This window comes from Psychrobacter sp. Marseille-P5312 (assembly GCF_900291405.1).
Taxonomy (GTDB): domain Bacteria; phylum Pseudomonadota; class Gammaproteobacteria; order Pseudomonadales; family Moraxellaceae; genus Psychrobacter; species Psychrobacter celer.
The window spans coordinates 1,709,411-1,727,066 of the sequence record NZ_OLML01000001.1 but is presented as its reverse complement, the minus strand read 5'-3'; the positions used below and the strand labels follow the sequence as shown (position 1 = coordinate 1,727,066).

At 47.4% G+C, this 17,656-nt stretch carries 12 protein-coding genes and 4 tRNA genes; 4 read left to right on the top strand and 12 right to left on the bottom strand.

Going from position 1 to position 17,656, the window contains the following annotated elements; genetic code table 11:
* Window positions 1–187: 187 nt before the first annotated feature.
* Window positions 188–3,484, bottom strand: a complete 3,297-nt coding sequence (locus C6W44_RS07445; protein WP_105244859.1) for a DNA translocase FtsK 4TM domain-containing protein — start codon at window positions 3,482–3,484, stop codon at window positions 188–190.
* A gap of 553 nt (window positions 3,485–4,037) precedes the next feature.
* Between C6W44_RS07445 and trxB the strand changes: the two genes are divergently transcribed.
* Genes trxB through C6W44_RS07430 form a run of 3 tightly spaced genes read left to right on the top strand, consistent with a single transcriptional unit; the run spans window position 4,038 to window position 6,314 of the window.
* Window positions 4,038–5,060, top strand: a complete 1,023-nt coding sequence (gene trxB / locus C6W44_RS07440; protein ID WP_105244858.1) for a thioredoxin-disulfide reductase — start codon at window positions 4,038–4,040, stop codon at window positions 5,058–5,060.
* Window positions 5,061–5,855: a leucyl/phenylalanyl-tRNA--protein transferase gene (aat, locus tag C6W44_RS07435; protein WP_105244857.1), complete on the top strand. Its 795-nt coding sequence runs from the start codon at window positions 5,061–5,063 to the stop codon at window positions 5,853–5,855.
* A gap of 21 nt (window positions 5,856–5,876) precedes the next feature.
* Window positions 5,877–6,314 (top strand): MerR family transcriptional regulator, encoded by a 438-nt coding sequence (locus tag C6W44_RS07430; RefSeq protein WP_105244856.1) that lies wholly within the window; start codon window positions 5,877–5,879, stop codon window positions 6,312–6,314.
* A gap of 70 nt (window positions 6,315–6,384) precedes the next feature.
* Here the strand turns inward: C6W44_RS07430 and rimI are convergent, their stop codons facing one another.
* The 11 genes from rimI to C6W44_RS07375 all read right to left on the bottom strand — a co-directional run bounded on the left by rimI (window position 6,385) and on the right by C6W44_RS07375 (window position 16,501).
* Entirely contained in the window at window positions 6,385–6,876 is a 492-nt protein-coding gene (gene rimI, locus C6W44_RS07425; protein ID WP_105244855.1) for a ribosomal protein S18-alanine N-acetyltransferase, read from the bottom strand.
* 121 nt (window positions 6,877–6,997) lie between these two features.
* Window positions 6,998–8,326: an elongation factor Tu gene (tuf, locus tag C6W44_RS07420; RefSeq protein ID WP_105244854.1), complete on the bottom strand. Its 1,329-nt coding sequence runs from the start codon at window positions 8,324–8,326 to the stop codon at window positions 6,998–7,000.
* 520 nt (window positions 8,327–8,846) lie between these two features.
* Window positions 8,847–8,921 (bottom strand) — tRNA-Thr (locus tag C6W44_RS07415).
* A 116-nt stretch (window positions 8,922–9,037) separates the two neighbouring features.
* Window positions 9,038–9,111 (bottom strand) — tRNA-Gly (locus C6W44_RS07410).
* An 80-nt stretch (window positions 9,112–9,191) separates the two neighbouring features.
* Window positions 9,192–9,275, bottom strand: a tRNA-Tyr gene (locus tag C6W44_RS07405).
* A gap of 67 nt (window positions 9,276–9,342) precedes the next feature.
* Window positions 9,343–9,418 (bottom strand) — tRNA-Thr (locus C6W44_RS07400).
* 191 nt (window positions 9,419–9,609) lie between these two features.
* Window positions 9,610–11,106 carry an anthranilate synthase component I family protein gene (locus C6W44_RS07395; RefSeq protein WP_105244853.1) on the bottom strand — a complete coding sequence of 499 codons (1,497 nt, stop codon included), beginning with the start codon at window positions 11,104–11,106 and terminating at the stop codon, window positions 9,610–9,612.
* Window positions 11,107–11,356: 250 nt separating this feature from the next.
* Entirely contained in the window at window positions 11,357–12,412 is a 1,056-nt protein-coding gene (locus C6W44_RS07390) for an FHA domain-containing protein (protein WP_227526386.1), read from the bottom strand.
* A gap of 103 nt (window positions 12,413–12,515) precedes the next feature.
* On the bottom strand, window positions 12,516–13,433 hold the full coding sequence (locus C6W44_RS07385; RefSeq protein WP_105244852.1) for an RsiV family protein: 918 nt from the start codon (window positions 13,431–13,433) through the stop codon (window positions 12,516–12,518).
* Between the two features lie 381 nt (window positions 13,434–13,814).
* Window positions 13,815–15,410 (bottom strand): peptide chain release factor 3, encoded by a 1,596-nt coding sequence (locus tag C6W44_RS07380; protein WP_105244851.1) that lies wholly within the window; start codon window positions 15,408–15,410, stop codon window positions 13,815–13,817.
* A 188-nt stretch (window positions 15,411–15,598) separates the two neighbouring features.
* Window positions 15,599–16,501, bottom strand: coding sequence for a hypothetical protein (locus tag C6W44_RS07375; protein ID WP_105244850.1), 903 nt, complete (start codon window positions 16,499–16,501; stop codon window positions 15,599–15,601).
* 368 nt (window positions 16,502–16,869) lie between these two features.
* Between C6W44_RS07375 and C6W44_RS07370 the strand changes: the two genes are divergently transcribed.
* A complete protein-coding gene (locus tag C6W44_RS07370; RefSeq protein ID WP_105244849.1) occupies window positions 16,870–17,283 on the top strand; it encodes an organic hydroperoxide resistance protein in 414 nt (137 codons plus the stop codon).
* Window positions 17,284–17,656: the final 373 nt, after the last annotated feature.

Here is a 17,656-nt window from a genome sequence, read left to right as displayed (position 1 = left end):
ATCGACACTGCTGTGTTTACTCCATATCTGATGTCTATATATGCAGGGCGGCCTGATCTACTGAATCTATCATGTCATCTATTTTAGGACGGCAAATTTGTACGTTGTGATGGCAAACAACGCTCATAAAAAAAGCGAGCTACTTACTGTAACTCGCTTTTTGTCACTCAATCAAACTCGCTTTTTGTCACATCAACAGCTCACGCTTGCCGCTTTTGCCCATCGAGCTGACTAGCCCAGCCTCCTCCATGGAGTCGACAATACGAGCGGCGCGGTTATAGCCGATACTAAATTTACGCTGAATACTAGAGGCTGATACTTTGCGCGTTTCCATAATAAAGGCGACTGCCTCATCGTATAAGTCGTCGTCTTCACCCGATGCATTGCCAGTACTACCGCCGCCAGGGCTAGACAGCTCAAAGTTCCCCGCCATGTTGTCAATATAGTCGGGTGCGCCGCGCTCACGCCATGCGTCACAGACACGGTTGACCTCTTCGTCACTGACGTAAGCGCCATGCACACGATCCGGCTCAATCTGGCCTGGCCCTAAAAACAGCATATCGCCGTTGCCCAGCATATCCTCTGCACCGCCGCTATCCAAGATGGTACGCGAATCGACCTTTGAGTTCACACGGAGGGCGGCTCGCACTGGAATATTGGCTTTGATCAAACCGGTAATGACGTCGACTGACGGGCGCTGAGTGGCGAGCATCAAATGAATACCAGCCGCGCGTGACTTTTGTGCCAACCGCGTGATCAGCTCTTCGGCCTGTTTACCGACCTGCATAATCATATCAGCAAACTCATCTGCGACAATCACAATCATCGGTAATGTCTTGAGCTTAGGCGCTTGGCTCATACTGACGCTGTCGTTGGGTCGCCATAGCGGATCGATAATAGGCTTGCCTGCTTTTTCGGCGGCGGCGACTTTTTTGTTAAATTCGCCCAGCTTACGTACCTTCAGCAGGCTCATGAGCTGATAACGGCGCTCCATCTCCGCCACGCACCACGAGAGGCTACTGGCCGCTTCAGTCATGTCAGTGACCACTGGCGTCAGCAGATGCGGGATATCATTGTAGTTGGCAAGCTCAAGCTGCTTTGGGTCAATCAAAATCAGGCGCAGCTCATTGGGGGTATATTTGAGGAGCATGGACAGTAGCATGGAGTTGACCAGTACCGACTTACCAGAGCCTGTGGTGCCGGCGACCAGCATGTGCGGCGCCCGTGCAAGATCGGTGATGATCGGATTGCCACCGATATCTTTACCCATCGCCATGCTAACCTGCGCTTTAGGGTCTTTGTATGTTTCCGTATTAAGCAGCTCAATCAGACGCACCATTTCGCGTTTTTTATTGGGTACTTCGATACCGATATAAGGCTTGCCTGGGATCACCTCGACCACACGCAAAGACGCCATCGATAGCGAGCGCGCCAAATCTCGCGAGATACCCGTGACTTTACTGGCTTTGACGCCTGGTGCCAACTCGACTTCAAAGCGGGTCACCACCGGCCCTGGTATGGCATTCACCACGCTTGCTTTGACATTGAACTCCTGCAGCTTAATCTCTAATAACTCAGACAATTGCTCAAGCTCTGCGACGGTATAGCTGGGCTTACGCTCAGGGTCTGGCTTGTCCAAGATAGACATCTCAGGTATCGGCGTGAGGCTATTACGATATGCCGCTGTTTGCATTGAGCGTGACTTTTTACTAAATGCGGCATCATCACTGATATCTGGCATGACGGCTGCAACTGTCTCTGCATCACCATCTGGCATCATATCGGTGATATGATTGCTACTATCTCCCTCTGGTACCGCAAAGCTCACCGCAGGCTTGGTTGTTTCTGGTGTCAGCGCCGCCACTGTTGGTGCTTGTTTGGGGTTGGCAGGCGGCGTGTTGGTCGGGGTCATATCCGCAGTGTCTGCGATAGAGGTAGCGACCTCTGAGGTAGGCTCTACAGCAGAGGGTTGCGTGGTAGACGCCGAGCTGAATGATGGCTCGACAGGCTCTACCTCTGAGCTATGTGATACGTTTGCTTCTCTTGCCTCTGCCGCTGGTCTACCAGCTGCCGGACTCTCCATAGATACGGAGCTGGGCGCGGCAGCATCTGACGTCGATTCCTTATATACGACGTCATCGACTGCTGCAGTAGCAGGGGTGAGCGTCTCTGCGTGTTCTGCCAACCACGCCTCAGCCAAGGTATCGACATCGTCAGTGGCCGTATCATCAGTATCGGGAGTCTCTATAGCTGACGTCACAGAGGTCGCCTCACTATCTAGCGTTTCATTACTATTGTCATAAGAGGCGGATACGGTAGATGCAGTCTCAGAGATATCGTCGGTCGTATCTGCCATATAGCTATCGCCATTAACATAGCTATCACCAGCAACAAAGCTACCATCAGTATGGTAGTGCGACTGCTCGCTGGCCAATAAATCATCCACCGTGCTCGCATCATTCCATGCAAAGCTTGGCTCTACTTTGCGAGTCATCACAGGGGTGGCCGTCGCCGCGGCTGCATCGCTGGCACTGACCGCGCCACTTTTAGCAGCGGCTACGGGGCTTTGCAGCTCGGCGCTCGACTGCGTTGGCATGGCAGGCGGCGCTACGCTGTCAGGCGATGTAGTCGCTTTTGCAGCTTGTGTCGCGGCAGCCACCGAGGCTTTGACACTATCAGCCAGTCCTGATGTGGTCAAAAACTCGGACAACACATTGCCAAATCGGCCACTTTTATCCGCAGACTGTGCGCCATCCGTAGCATCAGCAGTGGGCAGCTCTAATGCTAGCTGCTCGTGCTCTGATGCTGCTGGTGTTTTGAGCGCCTGTTGGTCATCACTATACCCAGCAGCGCTGTACTGCTTGCCCGCTTGGTCATCAACAGCGGTCGCCTCTTTGTTTTTGACCCCTGAGCCAAGCCAAGCCAGCGTGGTAATTTTTTGATAAATGCTCAGCCAGTGAATATTAAACGCAAAGGTTGCAGTGATGGTGACAAACACGGTCAAAAACACCACACTCCCCCACTGCGATAATAGCTGCGCCAAACGAGCTTGAAGCTCAAGGCCGATGATACCGCCGGCCACGCCTTCTAGTTCAGTGGCCACAGGATCTGCAACCTGCTGCACCAGCGCGACCAATTGAGCAAACAGTGCACTGGCACTTAATAACAAAAACACATAAGCGACCAAGCGCATCAGCCAAAATGTTGGCTTATTGTCCCACCAAATCAAGATGGACTCATAGACCATAAACGCCAGTAGCCACCACGCGCCAAAACCAAAAAACCGATACAGCAAATCTGACAACCATGCACCAGTTTTACCGCCCATATTGTTGATCGTGGTCATATCGCTGCTGATATGCGACCAGCTAGGGTCATTACCCGTATACGTCATCAAAATGACAAACAGATAAACGGTCAGTATTAACCCAAGCAGGGTAAATATTCCTTTTTTTAAATACTCAATTAGCGGTGCTGATATCACGTAAGATCTGCCTTGTTAATAATACTAAATGGTCGCCAGCCCATGATTAACGCTAACCATGCTGGCATAAAGTGCTGACATAAACGGTACCGATCAACCTGTACCAAGATACCGAGCGCAGCGGCAATGGCTACTTGTATAAAACAATTATAAGTGCGGTTATCAAAATAGATGACAAGATCACTTAGCCCTTACTGCGCTTGGCATAACTTCTTATAATAACAAATACATAGGTACAGTGGCGACAGTCTTCTTAAGAAAATAAAACAATACACCTTTATCATCACCATTACACCGGATTTGATAAAGACTTGGCCGATTAGCGCCTACCTTTAGCACCCTAGAATTCAAGGGTTTGATGCTTTGATTGTAATGATACCCATGTTTGCTTTAGCAAACTTGCACTTTTTGCCAACTGCCCTTATGTTATTATCACATAGCAATTAGAAGAAGCATATTTGTAGTCATTTTTGATATTCGTCTTTTATTATATTTATAACTTACATTTTTAATTCGTATATTTTTAATTCGTATATTTAGCAAGGAACAACTCATGGCAACTGACACTACTGCCCCACGTCACGAAAAGCTCATTATTTTAGGCTCAGGCCCTGCCGGTTATGCCGCGGCTGTCTATGCTGCGCGCGCTAACCTAAAGCCTGTCATGATCACGGGGATGGAAGTTGGCGGACAGCTGACCACCACCACAGAGGTTGATAACTGGCCAGGCGATGCGTACGATTTGACAGGTCCTGCGTTGATGGAACGTATGAAGACACATGCCGAGCGTTTCGGTACCGAGTTGGTCTATGATCATATCAATGACGTCAATCTAAACGAACGTCCGTTTCAATTGACGGGCAACAATGGCAGCTACACGTGTGATGCGCTTATCATCTCAACGGGCGCTTCGGCGCAGTATTTGGGCTTGGAGTCAGAGACCAAATTTAGAGGTCTTGGCGTATCTGCTTGTGCTACTTGTGATGGTTTCTTTTATAAAGACCAAAAAGTCGCGGTCATCGGCGGCGGCAATACCGCGGTCGAAGAAGCTTTATACCTATCAAACATCGCCTCTGAGGTGACCTTGGTGCATCGCCGCGACAGCTTGCGCTCCGAGAAAATCCTGCAAGACAAGCTGTTTGAAAAAGCCAAAAACGGTAATATCAAAATTGAGTGGAACCATCAAGTCAAAGAAGTGGTTGGTGACGACATGGGTGTCAATGGGGTGTTGATCGAATCTACCGTCGATGGCAGCACCAAACAACTGGATGCAATGGGCATGTTCGTCGCCATTGGTCATAAGCCAAACACTGACCTATTCAAAGGTCAGCTAGCTATGAAAGACGGCTATCTTGTCGTCAATAGCGGCCTAAATGGTAACGCCACCCAGACCAGTGTCGAAGGGGTATTTGCGGCAGGTGATGTCGCCGATCACGTCTATCGTCAAGCCATTACCTCAGCAGGTACCGGCTGTATGGCCGCCCTTGATGCAGAAAAATATCTCGATGCCATCGGTGAGGCAGATGCTTCTGACCATACCTACGCCTCGACATTGACTGCTGATAAAGAAGCCTAAATGAGTCATCTTTGGCAACAAAACCATAATCCCATCACGCCTGAGACCCTAAAAAGTCTTGGGCGTTATGACTTTCCCAACCCCACCACCATCGACCCTGATGGCATCGGCATCGTGGCGCTGGGTGGTGATTTGGCCTCCGAGACGCTCATCTCTGCTTATGCGCAGGGGCTGTTTCCTTGGTTTAATGAAGACGAGCCTATCGCGTGGTGGTGTCCTGAGCCGCGCTGCGTCATGGTGCCGGCTGAATATATACCCAGTAAGTCTTTGCGCCGTCAGGCCAAAAAAGAGCGCTGGCAACTCACCCTCAATCAAGCGTTTGACGAAGTCATCCATGCTTGTAGCTTACCGCGTAGCAATGGTCTGCCTGAAGGCGAGCATACTTGGATTCATCAAGAGATGATCGACGCTTATGGCAAGCTACACGCCCAAGGCTTTGCTCATAGTATCGAAGTTTGGGATGAACAAGGCACGCTCGTTGGCGGTCTATATGGTCTAAAGCTGGGCGGTATTTATTTTGGAGAATCGATGTTTCACCGTGCTTCAAACGCATCCAAGATGGCGTTTTGGGGTTTAATGCGTTTATGCGAGCAAAGTCAGGTCGCACTGGTCGATTGCCAATTGCCAAACGAGCACCTCATGAGCTTGGGCGCCACCACCTTACCTCGTGCTGACTTTTTGCATCAGTTAGATAGCTTGCTCGTAAGTGATGCTGAACATTGGCACAGTGACTCCCACCAACCGCTAGCAGTCTCGCTGCTTGATACACCACACCCTTGGCAAAGCGGCAAATAGCGCCCCACTTTTGAGATTATTATGGCACTTGATACCTCATTTTTGTTAATTGGAAAACTGGCTGCCAAAGCCAATACCACCAAAGACACGGTGCGTCACTATGACCAGCTAGGCCTACTCAGATCGCGCAAACGTCAGGCAGGCTCACGGCTATATACTGAGTTTCATCCTGAATGTGTTGAACGTATTGAGCTGATAAAAAGCGCGCAGGCCATCGGTTTTACGCTCACCGAAATCAGAGACAGCCTCAATGCTTATTATGATGGCCAATTAGACATCGACCTACAATTACTCCTCACACAGCAAAAACTGGCACAAGTAAAAAAACAACAAGCCAATATCAATGTCATGGTTGAGCTGCTCACCGAACGCATTGAGGTGCTTGAGCGCATGAAAGCAGACAGTGACTACAAACCCAACGTCGACGTTTGCAAAAGAAAACTCCCCGCAGACCTATAAGGTTGCACAGCTGCATTGCTAAACAAGCGCATTACGTATCATCTACCCATCATTTAAAATCATGAACCAATCATTTAAAATCACGATAAGTCAGCTGCATGATCAGGGCATCGACAGCTGGCTTCTGGGCTAGCTGGTAATAGTTTTTACGCTGATGGATCACCTCAAAGCCTTGCTGCTTATATAACGCAATCGCAGGCGCGTTGTCCGCTCGCACCTCTAATAGCAGGCTCTCTACTTGTTTATCTCTCAGCGCTAAGTGTAACTGCGCAAAAATTTGCGACGCAAGCCCGCGGCGCTGATAATCAGGATGAGTGCCAATGCGTAAAATTTCTGCTTGTTCAAAGACGCTTTGATATAGGCAGTAACCTTGCACGGCTGCAGCCGACTCTGCTGACTCATAAGCGATCAGCAGATGGACACTGTCTTGCTCAAATAAATCAATTATCGCCTGATACGACCACGCATCCTGCGGCTGGACGATAGACTCGATAGCAGCTACCGCTTGCACCACTTGCCTAAAGTCTTGAGTGTCTTTTGACAAAATTTGTATTACAGTCATGCCGCCCCCTTTCCAATAAACCCCATAACCCTCTATAAGCGCCCAAAAAAAAGCCACCCTATAAAGGATGGCTTTTCACTACTCAATACTCGGTGTCAGCTTGCGCTGAGATCAGTATCGCTTAGTCTTTTACGTTAGCTACCACACCAGCACCTACAGTACGGCCACCTTCACGGATAGCGAAACGTAGGCCTTTGTCCATAGCGATTGGGTGGATAAGCTCTACGCTCATCTCAACGTTGTCACCAGGCATGACCATTTCTGTACCGTCTTGTAATTGGATTGCGCCAGTTACGTCAGTGGTACGGAAGTAGAACTGNAAACGTAGGCCTTTGTCCATAGCGATTGGGTGGATAAGCTCTACGCTCATCTCAACGTTGTCACCAGGCATGACCATTTCTGTACCGTCTTGTAATTGGATTGCGCCAGTTACGTCAGTGGTACGGAAGTAGAACTGTGGACGATAGCCGTTTAGGAACGGAGTATGACGACCACCTTCTTCTTTTGATAGTACGTATACTTCGGCGTCGAAGTTGGTGTGCGGAGTGATTGAACCTGGCTTAGCTAGTACTTGGCCACGTTGGACTTCTTCACGCTTGGTACCACGGAGTAGTACACCACAGTTCTCACCAGCACGACCTTCGTCTAGTAGTTTGCGGAACATCTCAACACCTGTACAGGTGGTTTTTTGGGTATCTTTGATACCGACGATTTCGATTTCGTCACCAACTTTTACGATACCTGATTCAACACGGCCAGTTACAACGGTACCACGACCTGAGATTGAGAATACGTCTTCGATTGGCATTAGGAATGCTTTGTCGATGTCACGCTCTGGCTCTGGGATGTAGGTGTCTAGGGTGTTTAGTAGTTCTACGACTGCTGGTTCGCCGTATTTGCCGTCGTCGCCTTTTAGGGCTTGGGTGGCACTACCTTTCATGATTGGGGTGTCGTCACCTGGGAAGTCGTAGTCGTTTAGGAGTTCACGTACTTCCATTTCGACGAGCTCTAGCAGCTCTTCGTCGTCTACTAGGTCACATTTGTTCATGAAGACGATGATGTATGGTACGCCTACCTGACGTGAAAGCAAGATGTGCTCACGAGTTTGTGGCATTGGGCCGTCAGTTGCTGATACGACTAGGATTGCGCCGTCCATTTGTGCGGCACCGGTGATCATGTTTTTAACATAATCGGCGTGACCTGGGCAGTCAACGTGGGCGTAGTGACGGGTGTCGGTGTCATACTCTACGTGTGAGGTGTTGATGGTGATGCCACGTGCTTTTTCTTCTGGGGCTGAGTCAATTGACGCGTAGTCTTTTGCTTCGCCGCCTGAGGTTTTTGCTGCTACGGTTGCGATAGCGGCGGTTAGGGTTGTTTTACCGTGGTCAACGTGTCCGATGGTGCCGACGTTGACGTGTGGCTTGTTGCGTTCAAACTTGGCCTTTGCCATGGGTAATTCCTCTTTTTTTGTTGAATCTTTATCAATAAAAGATCAGTGAATAGCTGTTTGACGGCTTCTGATGCATATTCAACCATCAAACCGTTGACGCTATGGCTTAACTACTAAAACGACCTTGCTTAACGTGTTATCGCAAACACAAGACTCTTCATTTGCCTCTAAACACGGTACGTTTCAATGCTTTATTCAAACTTGTTTTTATTCAAGCTTATTTTTGATTACACTTATATGTTTGGCTATTATACTTGCTTTTTGCGCGATTGCCCATCATCCATGGTATCGCGATATGGCTGTTACGTTACGATATCTTACGAGTCCCTAACCAATCTATCAGCTGAAGCGTTACTGCTTTGTTAACCAATTGACAGCACTAAAAGGCAACACCTCAGTGTCACCTTTGAATTATAATCTGCCACACTAATTTTATAGTTTTCAATATTCTATAATTTCGATATCGACGTAAAGCTGTGTATTAAAGCTCAAAGCAAACACAAAAAGCTAAAACAATAAATGGAGCTCATATCGAGAATTGAACTCGAGACCTCTCCCTTACCAAGGGAGTGCTCTACCGCTGAGCTATATGAGCATATTTCTAATAACTACAGCAGAAATCTGTAGATTTACTAAAAAAAATATCACGATGCAGCGATGATAACTGACTGTCGTGATGTATTATTGATAGTCTTTGCTATGGTGTATAAATGGAGCGGGTGGCGGGAATCGAACCCGCGTCATTAGCTTGGAAGGCTAAGGTGTTACCATTATACCACACCCGCAATTACTCTTGTTTTGGCTGACTCTAATAGAGAGTCTATCATAATAAGAGCTTGCTTGGCGCTATGAAAAACTTAAAATATGGTGGTGGGAGAAGGATTCGAACCTTCGAAGCTTTCGCGACAGATTTACAGTCTGTTGGGTTTGACCGCTCCCCAATCCCACCTTAGGGTGCTTTGAACAAAAATGACTTTAAAACAAGGCAATTTTATAAAAAGCGACTTTGAAAGAGATGGTGCCGACTGCCGGGATCGAACTGGCGACCTACTGATTACAAGTCAGTTGCTCTACCAACTGAGCTAAGTCGGCTTGTTCTCTCAAAGTGGTGGCTATTCTATCAAATATTTTGGGAGACGCAAGCCCTTTTTTATTTTTTTTGCGATTAATTTCACATTAATTGTCAAGCGGTTGATTATGTTACTGTTTTTTTGTCCATAAAACCGCTTTTATCGCAGTCATAGCATTTGTGCTTGTTTTACCGTTCGCTGTAAGCCTAGCCGTTAGCGAATACGTAATCCATTACAGGCCATTTTTACGGCTTTTATCAGTATTTGGGCTTTTTGGTTGGTCTCCTCCCACATCGCGTCTGCAATAGCACTGTCATTCACACTTGCGCCTACTTGGATATGTATCTTGCCGCGGCGCATCACTGCTGTGCGCACCGCTATCGCGGTGTCCATATTGCCATGCCAGCCCAAATAACCAACGCAGCCGCCAAAGACGCTACGACGCACCGGCTCAATCTCATCGAGGATTTGCATCGCGCGGATTTTGGGTGCACCTGACAGTGAGCCTGCAGGAAAAGTGGCACACAGTACATCGAGCGCATCTTTGTCAGCAGTTATCGCACCCTCAACATGAGAGGCCATCTGCATCACTTGCGAATAACGCTCGACAGCCATTTTTTGTCTGACCTCAACGCTGCCATCTTCACAGACGCAGCTAAGATCATCACGTGCTAAGTCAACGAGCTTGCAGTGCTCGGCGACCGCTTGCTGGTCAGCGAGCAGCGCCGTCTCAAGTGCTAAATCGGCGGCGGCATCTTGGCCACGTTTGCGCGTGCCTGCCAGCGGACGCACGCTGACACGGCCATCCTCTACGCGAGATAGCATCTCAGGAGAGGCACCGATGATATCAAAACGTTTGTGATCATCTAACGTGTAGCCATGCACTAAAAACAAATACGGCGATGGGTTTAAAAATCGCAGCGCACGATACACTGCCAGCGAGTTGCCTTTATAATCCGCGGTCAGGCGCTGGGCTGGCACCACTTGCTGCACATTCCCTGTCACAATGTAGTCTTTGATTTTATTGACATCCGTACTGTATTTATCCATGCCAGTATGCGATTTAAACTTAGGTGTGGGCATGATAGGGGCGTACAAGCTTGGCATCTCTGTCAGCTTGTCTTCTATTTTTTCTAGCTCGCGAATGGCATGGCTATAGCCGTCATCGCTTCTGCAGTCAGCATAGACGATGATAGATAGGGTGTTTTCTAGCCTATCAAAGACTATCACATTCATCGATAGCATGAGCCACATATCAGGCATGGTCATTGGGTTGGGCGCTTCACATTCTCCCATACTCGGCTCGATCACCCGTACCATATCGTAGCCGAAATACCCAACCAGACCACCGCTAAAGCTCGGCAGTGCCGGCATGTCTGTTGAAGTTGGCATTTGATACTCTGCCATCAGGGTACGAATATACTCAAATGGTTGGTCTACCATTTCCACGTCGATATGATCATTTTTTTTGACCGTCATTGCCCCATCTATATATTGCACGATCAGATCACCACCCAGACCAATCATCGAATACCGTGCCCAACGCTCACCGCCTGCCACCGACTCAAACAAGTAGGCCGAACCGCTCAAATCACGTACTTTGGAAAACACCGAGACTGGTGTTTGGGCATCCATCAAGCGTTTTTTTATCAGTGGCGCATGGCTAAAACCACGGTCTTGAAAAGCTTGATATTCTTCAAAGGTCATCATAATGAAACTCTCTTAGCAAACGATTGGCAAAAGATAAGAACAGTAAAAACGATAGTCACAATACAAATGCAAGATAGCGTCAACACTCTACTGAATGTTGACGCTATAAAAATGGCAGATTGGTGGCTTAGTTTATTATCAGTGGCATAGTAAGGATAACTGGTAGCCGCTAATTATATCAAAGCCCGCTGGGGTTATAGCGGCTCAAACGGACTGGCCAGTACTATATTAAAATGAAACGCCATTAAAATTAAGCGCCGCCCATATTAAACAACCATAACGCCAACCCGATAATCAAAATTGCAATAAACACCCATACAAACCAGCCGCCGCTGGACTTTTTCTCTACTTGGCCAGCATTGGCAGGATTATTGATGGCTTGCTCCATGGCATTATTGCCTTCGGTACCAAGGTCGCGCTCCTGACCGAGATTGGCAGTTCCTGAAAACTGAGCGGTCGCCGCTTGCTTGGCGCGTAAGACCTCTGGATCGGCTTCTTCTTGTAGAGACGTGGTCGTCGTTTTGTCATGCTCAGGACTTTGGCGTTCGACTACTGGCTCTTCGACTACTGGCGTTGCAGCGACTTGTTCTTTGGCTACTGGCTCTGTCGCAACAGTTTCTTGAGGTTCATTTTGAGCTGGCGTAGGGGCAATAATATCTTCTTCTACAGGGGCGGCGGACATAGCGGCCTCGCCTGCACTAGCCGCGAGCACCTCCTCGACGATAGTTTCTTTTACCACTGGCTCTGGCGTAGCTTCTACTGAAACTGTCTCACTAGGTGATGCAGGTCTTGCTGGGATCGTTTCTTCAACAGCGGCAGGTGGCAGTGATGACTCTGTTGCTGACTGCTTCGATGGCGTGCTAGTGCTCTCTAGATCTTCTTGCACTGAGCCTACTATCTCTTCTGGCTCTTTTGCTTTCGGCTCTTTGGTGGCTGGATCAATGGCGCTTGACTCTATATCCTCGGCAGCTAAAGCCATTACTTGAAACTCAAAGCTAGCAAAGCCAAGCTTATCGTCGGCGTTCAGCTGAACCGTTTTATTCGCCTCAATACGCTTATTATTAACAAAGGTTCCGTTAGAGGAGTCTAAGTCTTTGACATAAAGCTCAGTATCCAGCACGCTCAGTACTGCGTGGTTGCGTGACACCGCTTTACTGCCTAGCACCACATCATTATCGCTGCCACGGCCAATCGAGAGGCTATCTGTGACGGTCAATGTCAAATCGCCCAACGCTTCGGTTAGGGCATTGAGACGCCAACTGTCTGCGTCTGCGGTGGTATGTGCATTATCTGTATGGTTCATCATGCTATGACTCCTTATTTTTTATGAAATTTTACATATAATGTATTCAGCTATCTCTCAGATTTGATCGATGATCGGCCAAATGTGCCAGACACATCAACTATAACTATTTACTCGGCAGGGGCGCTGGCAAAAACTGCGGTTTGATAACCCCTTGAAGCCGGCTATAAGGGATGCTCAGCACTGGCATACCATAAGCATAAGGCCCGATAGAATAGTGCTGATAGCGAATATCGATGCCCTGATCTGTCAATGTGACATTATCACTTAGGGTAAACGGCCAGCTTTTCTCATAGCTGGCAACATCCTCATCGACTGTCTTGACCCATTCTTTATAAGCGCTATAGGCTAAGGCGTTAAAGCGAGATTTTTTGTTGGGCTGTAGCATGTCTGCCAGCTGAATTGGTTTTTTGGTTTGTTGATCAAATATTAAGTACTCACTATAGGGCATGCCGTGAGCGCCGCCCGTAAAGACGTATGAGTGTATTTCAAACAGCTCAAAATCATTGACGTGACCTAAGTATTCTGGCGTGACCATAAGGCTATAGACAAACACGCTGTCTGCTGGCACCTCCGCAAACTGTGAGGTCACAAACTCATCAAGCGCCGCTTTGACATCGTCAGGCGTTTTTACCACTCGTGCGCCTGACTCACTAGGTTTGCTATTGACCACCAGCGCATCAATACGGGCGTTGACGACATCATTTATCCAAGCATGGTTGCTTTGTAGATACTGAACCTCTATCGTTGGACAATTGTCACGCTTGGCGCACTTATCTTGTAGCGTTTTTGGTAGCTGGTAATCCAGATAGTCACGCTCACTGATTAAGCTGGCAGCAAAGCTTGGCATGGCAAGCGACCCTAACAACACGCCCGTCGCCAGCACACGCCACAAACTCGCTTGCAAAGGCTCTGTCTGCAAAGTTGTCTTTTGCAAAGGTCTTGCCCGCAAAGGCAGCCGCGCCGATACCAGCGAGCGTATGCTATGGGCGCAAGTTACGATAAAACCAGACACGGTGTTCATATAGCCTCTTTTTATACCTATTATTTTTATCTATCAAGCTTTGAAAATATCAGATTTTACAGTGTCAGCTTTTAAAACATCCTAAAGCTCAAGCTATCTAAAATAGCAGTATGCAAAATCGAGCTGCCAAAGCGCTCTGCTTCGCGGCAGGCTTTTATCAATGACATCTTATAAACTGACACGCTACTTGATATTTTATCGTAACAATACCGATATATTGTAGGAACACTGTTTGTGTTTTTGAGGTGTTAGCGCATGACCTGTGTGCTATGTCAGCCCGTCAGGTCAGAGGCAAGTAAATAAAAAAGACACGAAAGTCGTGCCTTTTTATGGTTGTCAGTCGTACCGCTTTAGATAGCAAGCGCGGCACGACAGTGTGTATTAGTGCTCACGGGTATTACTAAACGTCACTTCCGGATAGCGCTCTTGCATCAGCTGTAAATTCACCCGTGACGGTGCTAGATAAGTCAAATAACCGCCACCATCAATCGATAACTGGTCATGTGCTTTTTTCTTAAACTTCGCCAGCGCAGCCTCATCATCACAATGAATCCAGCGTACGGTAGCGATAGAGACCGGCTCAAAGCTGCACTGTACTTTGTACTCTTCTTTCAGACGATGAGCGACAACTTCGAACTGCAGGACACCGACCGCGCCTAAGATTAAGTCGTTATTAATCTGCGGCATAAACACCTGCGTGGCGCCTTCCTCGGAGAGCTGCTGTAGGCCTTTTTGTAGCGCTTTGGATTTGAGCGGGTCTTTTAATACCACACGGCGAAACAGCTCAGGGGCAAAATGCGGAATCCCCGTAAAGTTCAACTCCTCGCCTTCGGTGAAGCTATCACCGATAGAGATCGTCCCGTGGTTGTGTAAGCCAATGATATCACCCGGATACGCCTCTTCTAGCGCTTCACGGTCGCCCGCTAAAAAGGTTAAGGCATCAGCAATACGCACGTCTTTCCCTAGGCGCACGTGCTTCATTTTCATGCCTTTTTCGTATTTACCTGAGCAGACCCGCAAAAACGCGATGCGGTCACGGTGACGTGGATCCATATTGGCTTGAATTTTAAAGACAAAACCACTAAACGCCGTTTCGGTCGCAGCCACTTCGCGCTCATGCGTCGGGTGCGCTTTGGGCGGCGGCGCATACTTCACCAAGGTATCAAGTACCATATTGACGCCAAAGTTGCCCAGCGCGGTACCAAACAACACAGGGGTCATCTCGCCTTTTAAAAACGCCTCTACATCGAACTCTTCGAGCGCCATTTGTACCAGCTCAAGTGACTCCTCAAAAGAATCAAACATCAGCTGACCTAGACGCTCGCGTATATCAGGATAATCGTAGCCTTCACGCGTTTCAGAGACGCTCATCTTGCCGCCATTGCCTTTCTCATAAAGATAGGTTTTGTCTTCTGCAAGATGATATACCCCAACAAAATCCTGACCCATGCCAATCGGCCATGTGACGGGCACGCATTTAATCTTTAGTACCGCTTCGATTTCACTCAGTAGCTCAAGCGGCTCGCGAATCTGACGATCGAGCTTGTTGACAAATGAGATGATGGGGGTGTCACGCATACGGCAGACTTCCATCAGCTTGATGGTACGCTCTTCGACACCTTTGGCACCATCGACCATCATCAGCGCGCTGTCTACGGCGGTCAGAGTACGATAAGTATCCTCACTAAAGTCGGCGTGACCTGGGGTGTCTAGTAGATTGACCATATGGTCTTTGTAAGGAAACTGCATGACGGAGGTGGTGATAGAGATGCCACGCTCTTGCTCCATGCTCATCCAGTCAGAGGTGGCATGACGGTCGGTTTTACGGCCTTTGACCTCACCCACTACCTGAATGGCTTGTCCCCATAGGAGCAGCTTTTCGGTCATGGTGGTCTTACCCGCATCAGGGTGCGAGATAATGGCGAAGGTGCGGCGCTTGGCAACTTCTTGATTTAGTTTTTTTGGGTCTACGCTCATAATGTTCGGCTTCAGCAGTTGGGTCATTTAGAGATTAGTCTAAATAAATAGGGTAAATATGAGCGTATTGTAACGGATTTAGCGCCAGGCTGCAGAATTAGCGCATAAAAAAACACGCTCTATGATAGCTCAATAGAGCGTGCGACCTTGGAGGTTACGATGTTTTTGGCCTAAATTATGGGCTTTTTTTAATAATAGCGTTTGATTTCTTGCTCTAAAAAGTCAGCCGCTACGTCGTTGACCAACGTGCAATCGACTACGCCGCGAAAGCTGTCTTCATTAGGCCGCTGTTCATTTTTGTTGATGTAGTTTGCATCAAAAACCGACTTGCCATATTCAGCACCATAGTAGTTATATTCAGGCCGCTCATCGGTAGCAAAAAACGTCACCTGCGCCGCACGAGCATTATTATCTTTACCTACCTTGACTGTGGTAGTGGAATATCGCTGATTGTCACCAAACCTATTCTCATTTACCTCAATCCAGTCTTCTAGGGTTTGATATCGTGTTTTATTTTTATCATTAAACACAAAAAACGCTTCTTCGCTCTTAGTCACAGGGATATAACACACGGAACCAGTAGGGAAGCTAGCATTTGTAGGAATATTGGTGAAATTATTCAAATCAGTGAAAATACCACGATCATCACTAGGACGATTGCCTTTTTGGTAGCTACTAGCATCTGTTCCTGATAGGTTCAACGTTCTATAGCGTATTTGATAGTTCAATTGTTTATTACTGCCCTTCTCATAGATAGGGCGTTTTACTGTGCGGCCATCGACTTCAATATAGCGATCTTCGAGGGTGCCTTCAAAGTTGTTTCCTAACACGGTTGCAACTGGTAAATTATTAATACTTGGCGAGATCAGCGCACCCTTGATGTTTGTGACATCAATATCACGCTCTCCATCACTATATTCAATCTCAATACGTGCGATGTTATTGTTTACGCGCTCAAAATGATTGATTTCAAGCTCGTTACTATTCCCCGAACCATACACACCATCATCTTCTCCGCAGCCAACCATCGTCAACGCCAACACAGACAATACGCTGGGAATCACCATCCGTTTTTTTATAGAGTTGCTCATTAAATAGTATCCTTGTCATGGTCAGGTCGGTTGTCATCTATACTGAGGATCAAACAGCGATATTGATGTGATTAGTTTACCTCAATACCCTCATTATTTATATATCAACGCTGTTTTGTTATGCGCACACTGTTTGTATATTTACAAACTTTTTATATATGTTTACGCCTGACCTATTGTGCGCATCAAATAGCTTGCTACCATGGATAAAAACAATACGAGCTTACCAGCCTTTATTCGACGCTCGCACCTACAATCGTATTTATATAAGTCTTTAATACATAAGTTTCTAAATCAATTTTAATACAATAGTCTCTAAATCAATAAAGCTCACCTCGAGCGACAAAACCAACAACAAAGGATATGTTATGAAAACGTTATATTCTACTAAAGCTACAACCACCGGCGGCCGTGCAGGCTCAGCCAGTCTCGCTGATAGCGATCTGAGTATCAATATGGTACCGCCCGGCTCTGGCAAAGACGGCAATAACCCAGAGCAGCTATTTGCCATGGGTTACAGCGCTTGTTTTGATGGCGCATTAGGCGCGGTCAAACAAATGGAAAAAGCCAAATTTGACTCCACCACCGAAGTAGAAGTGGATCTGATGCAAGGCGAAGGGCACGACTATAAGCTGGCGGCAAAAATCCACGTGATTGGCAAAAACACTGAGCTATCTGCTGATGAGTTCCAAAAGCTGGTCGAAAAAGCCCACCAAGTCTGCCCATATTCAAAAGCCACACGCGGCAATATCGACGTCGAGGTGACATCAGAGGTTCAATAAGTTCTCGGCTACTCTACTGTATAGCCGATGCACTCTAAAAAGAATATAGCGCTACTGGGATGCTATTTTTAAACGTAGGTTGCGCAGCCTCTGGGAACGCAGCACGCAAGTAAAATTTATACCAGTAGCGCGTTTAAACTTATATAACAGTTTTATTTTCAGTTGATTATAGTATCACAAAGCATAAAAAGAACGCAGCGAGTCTGGGTTCTTTTTTATTGTCTGGCACTTTTGTTTGTACGCATCTTGTACACATCGCGACTTTTATTGGCTCGTCTTATTCGTTTGTCATTCATTCGGCAAGAAGGTATTTTATCGTTATAATGAGGCTATCTTTTTACCTAATGCTTGTTTTTATCCCATATTTTATTAT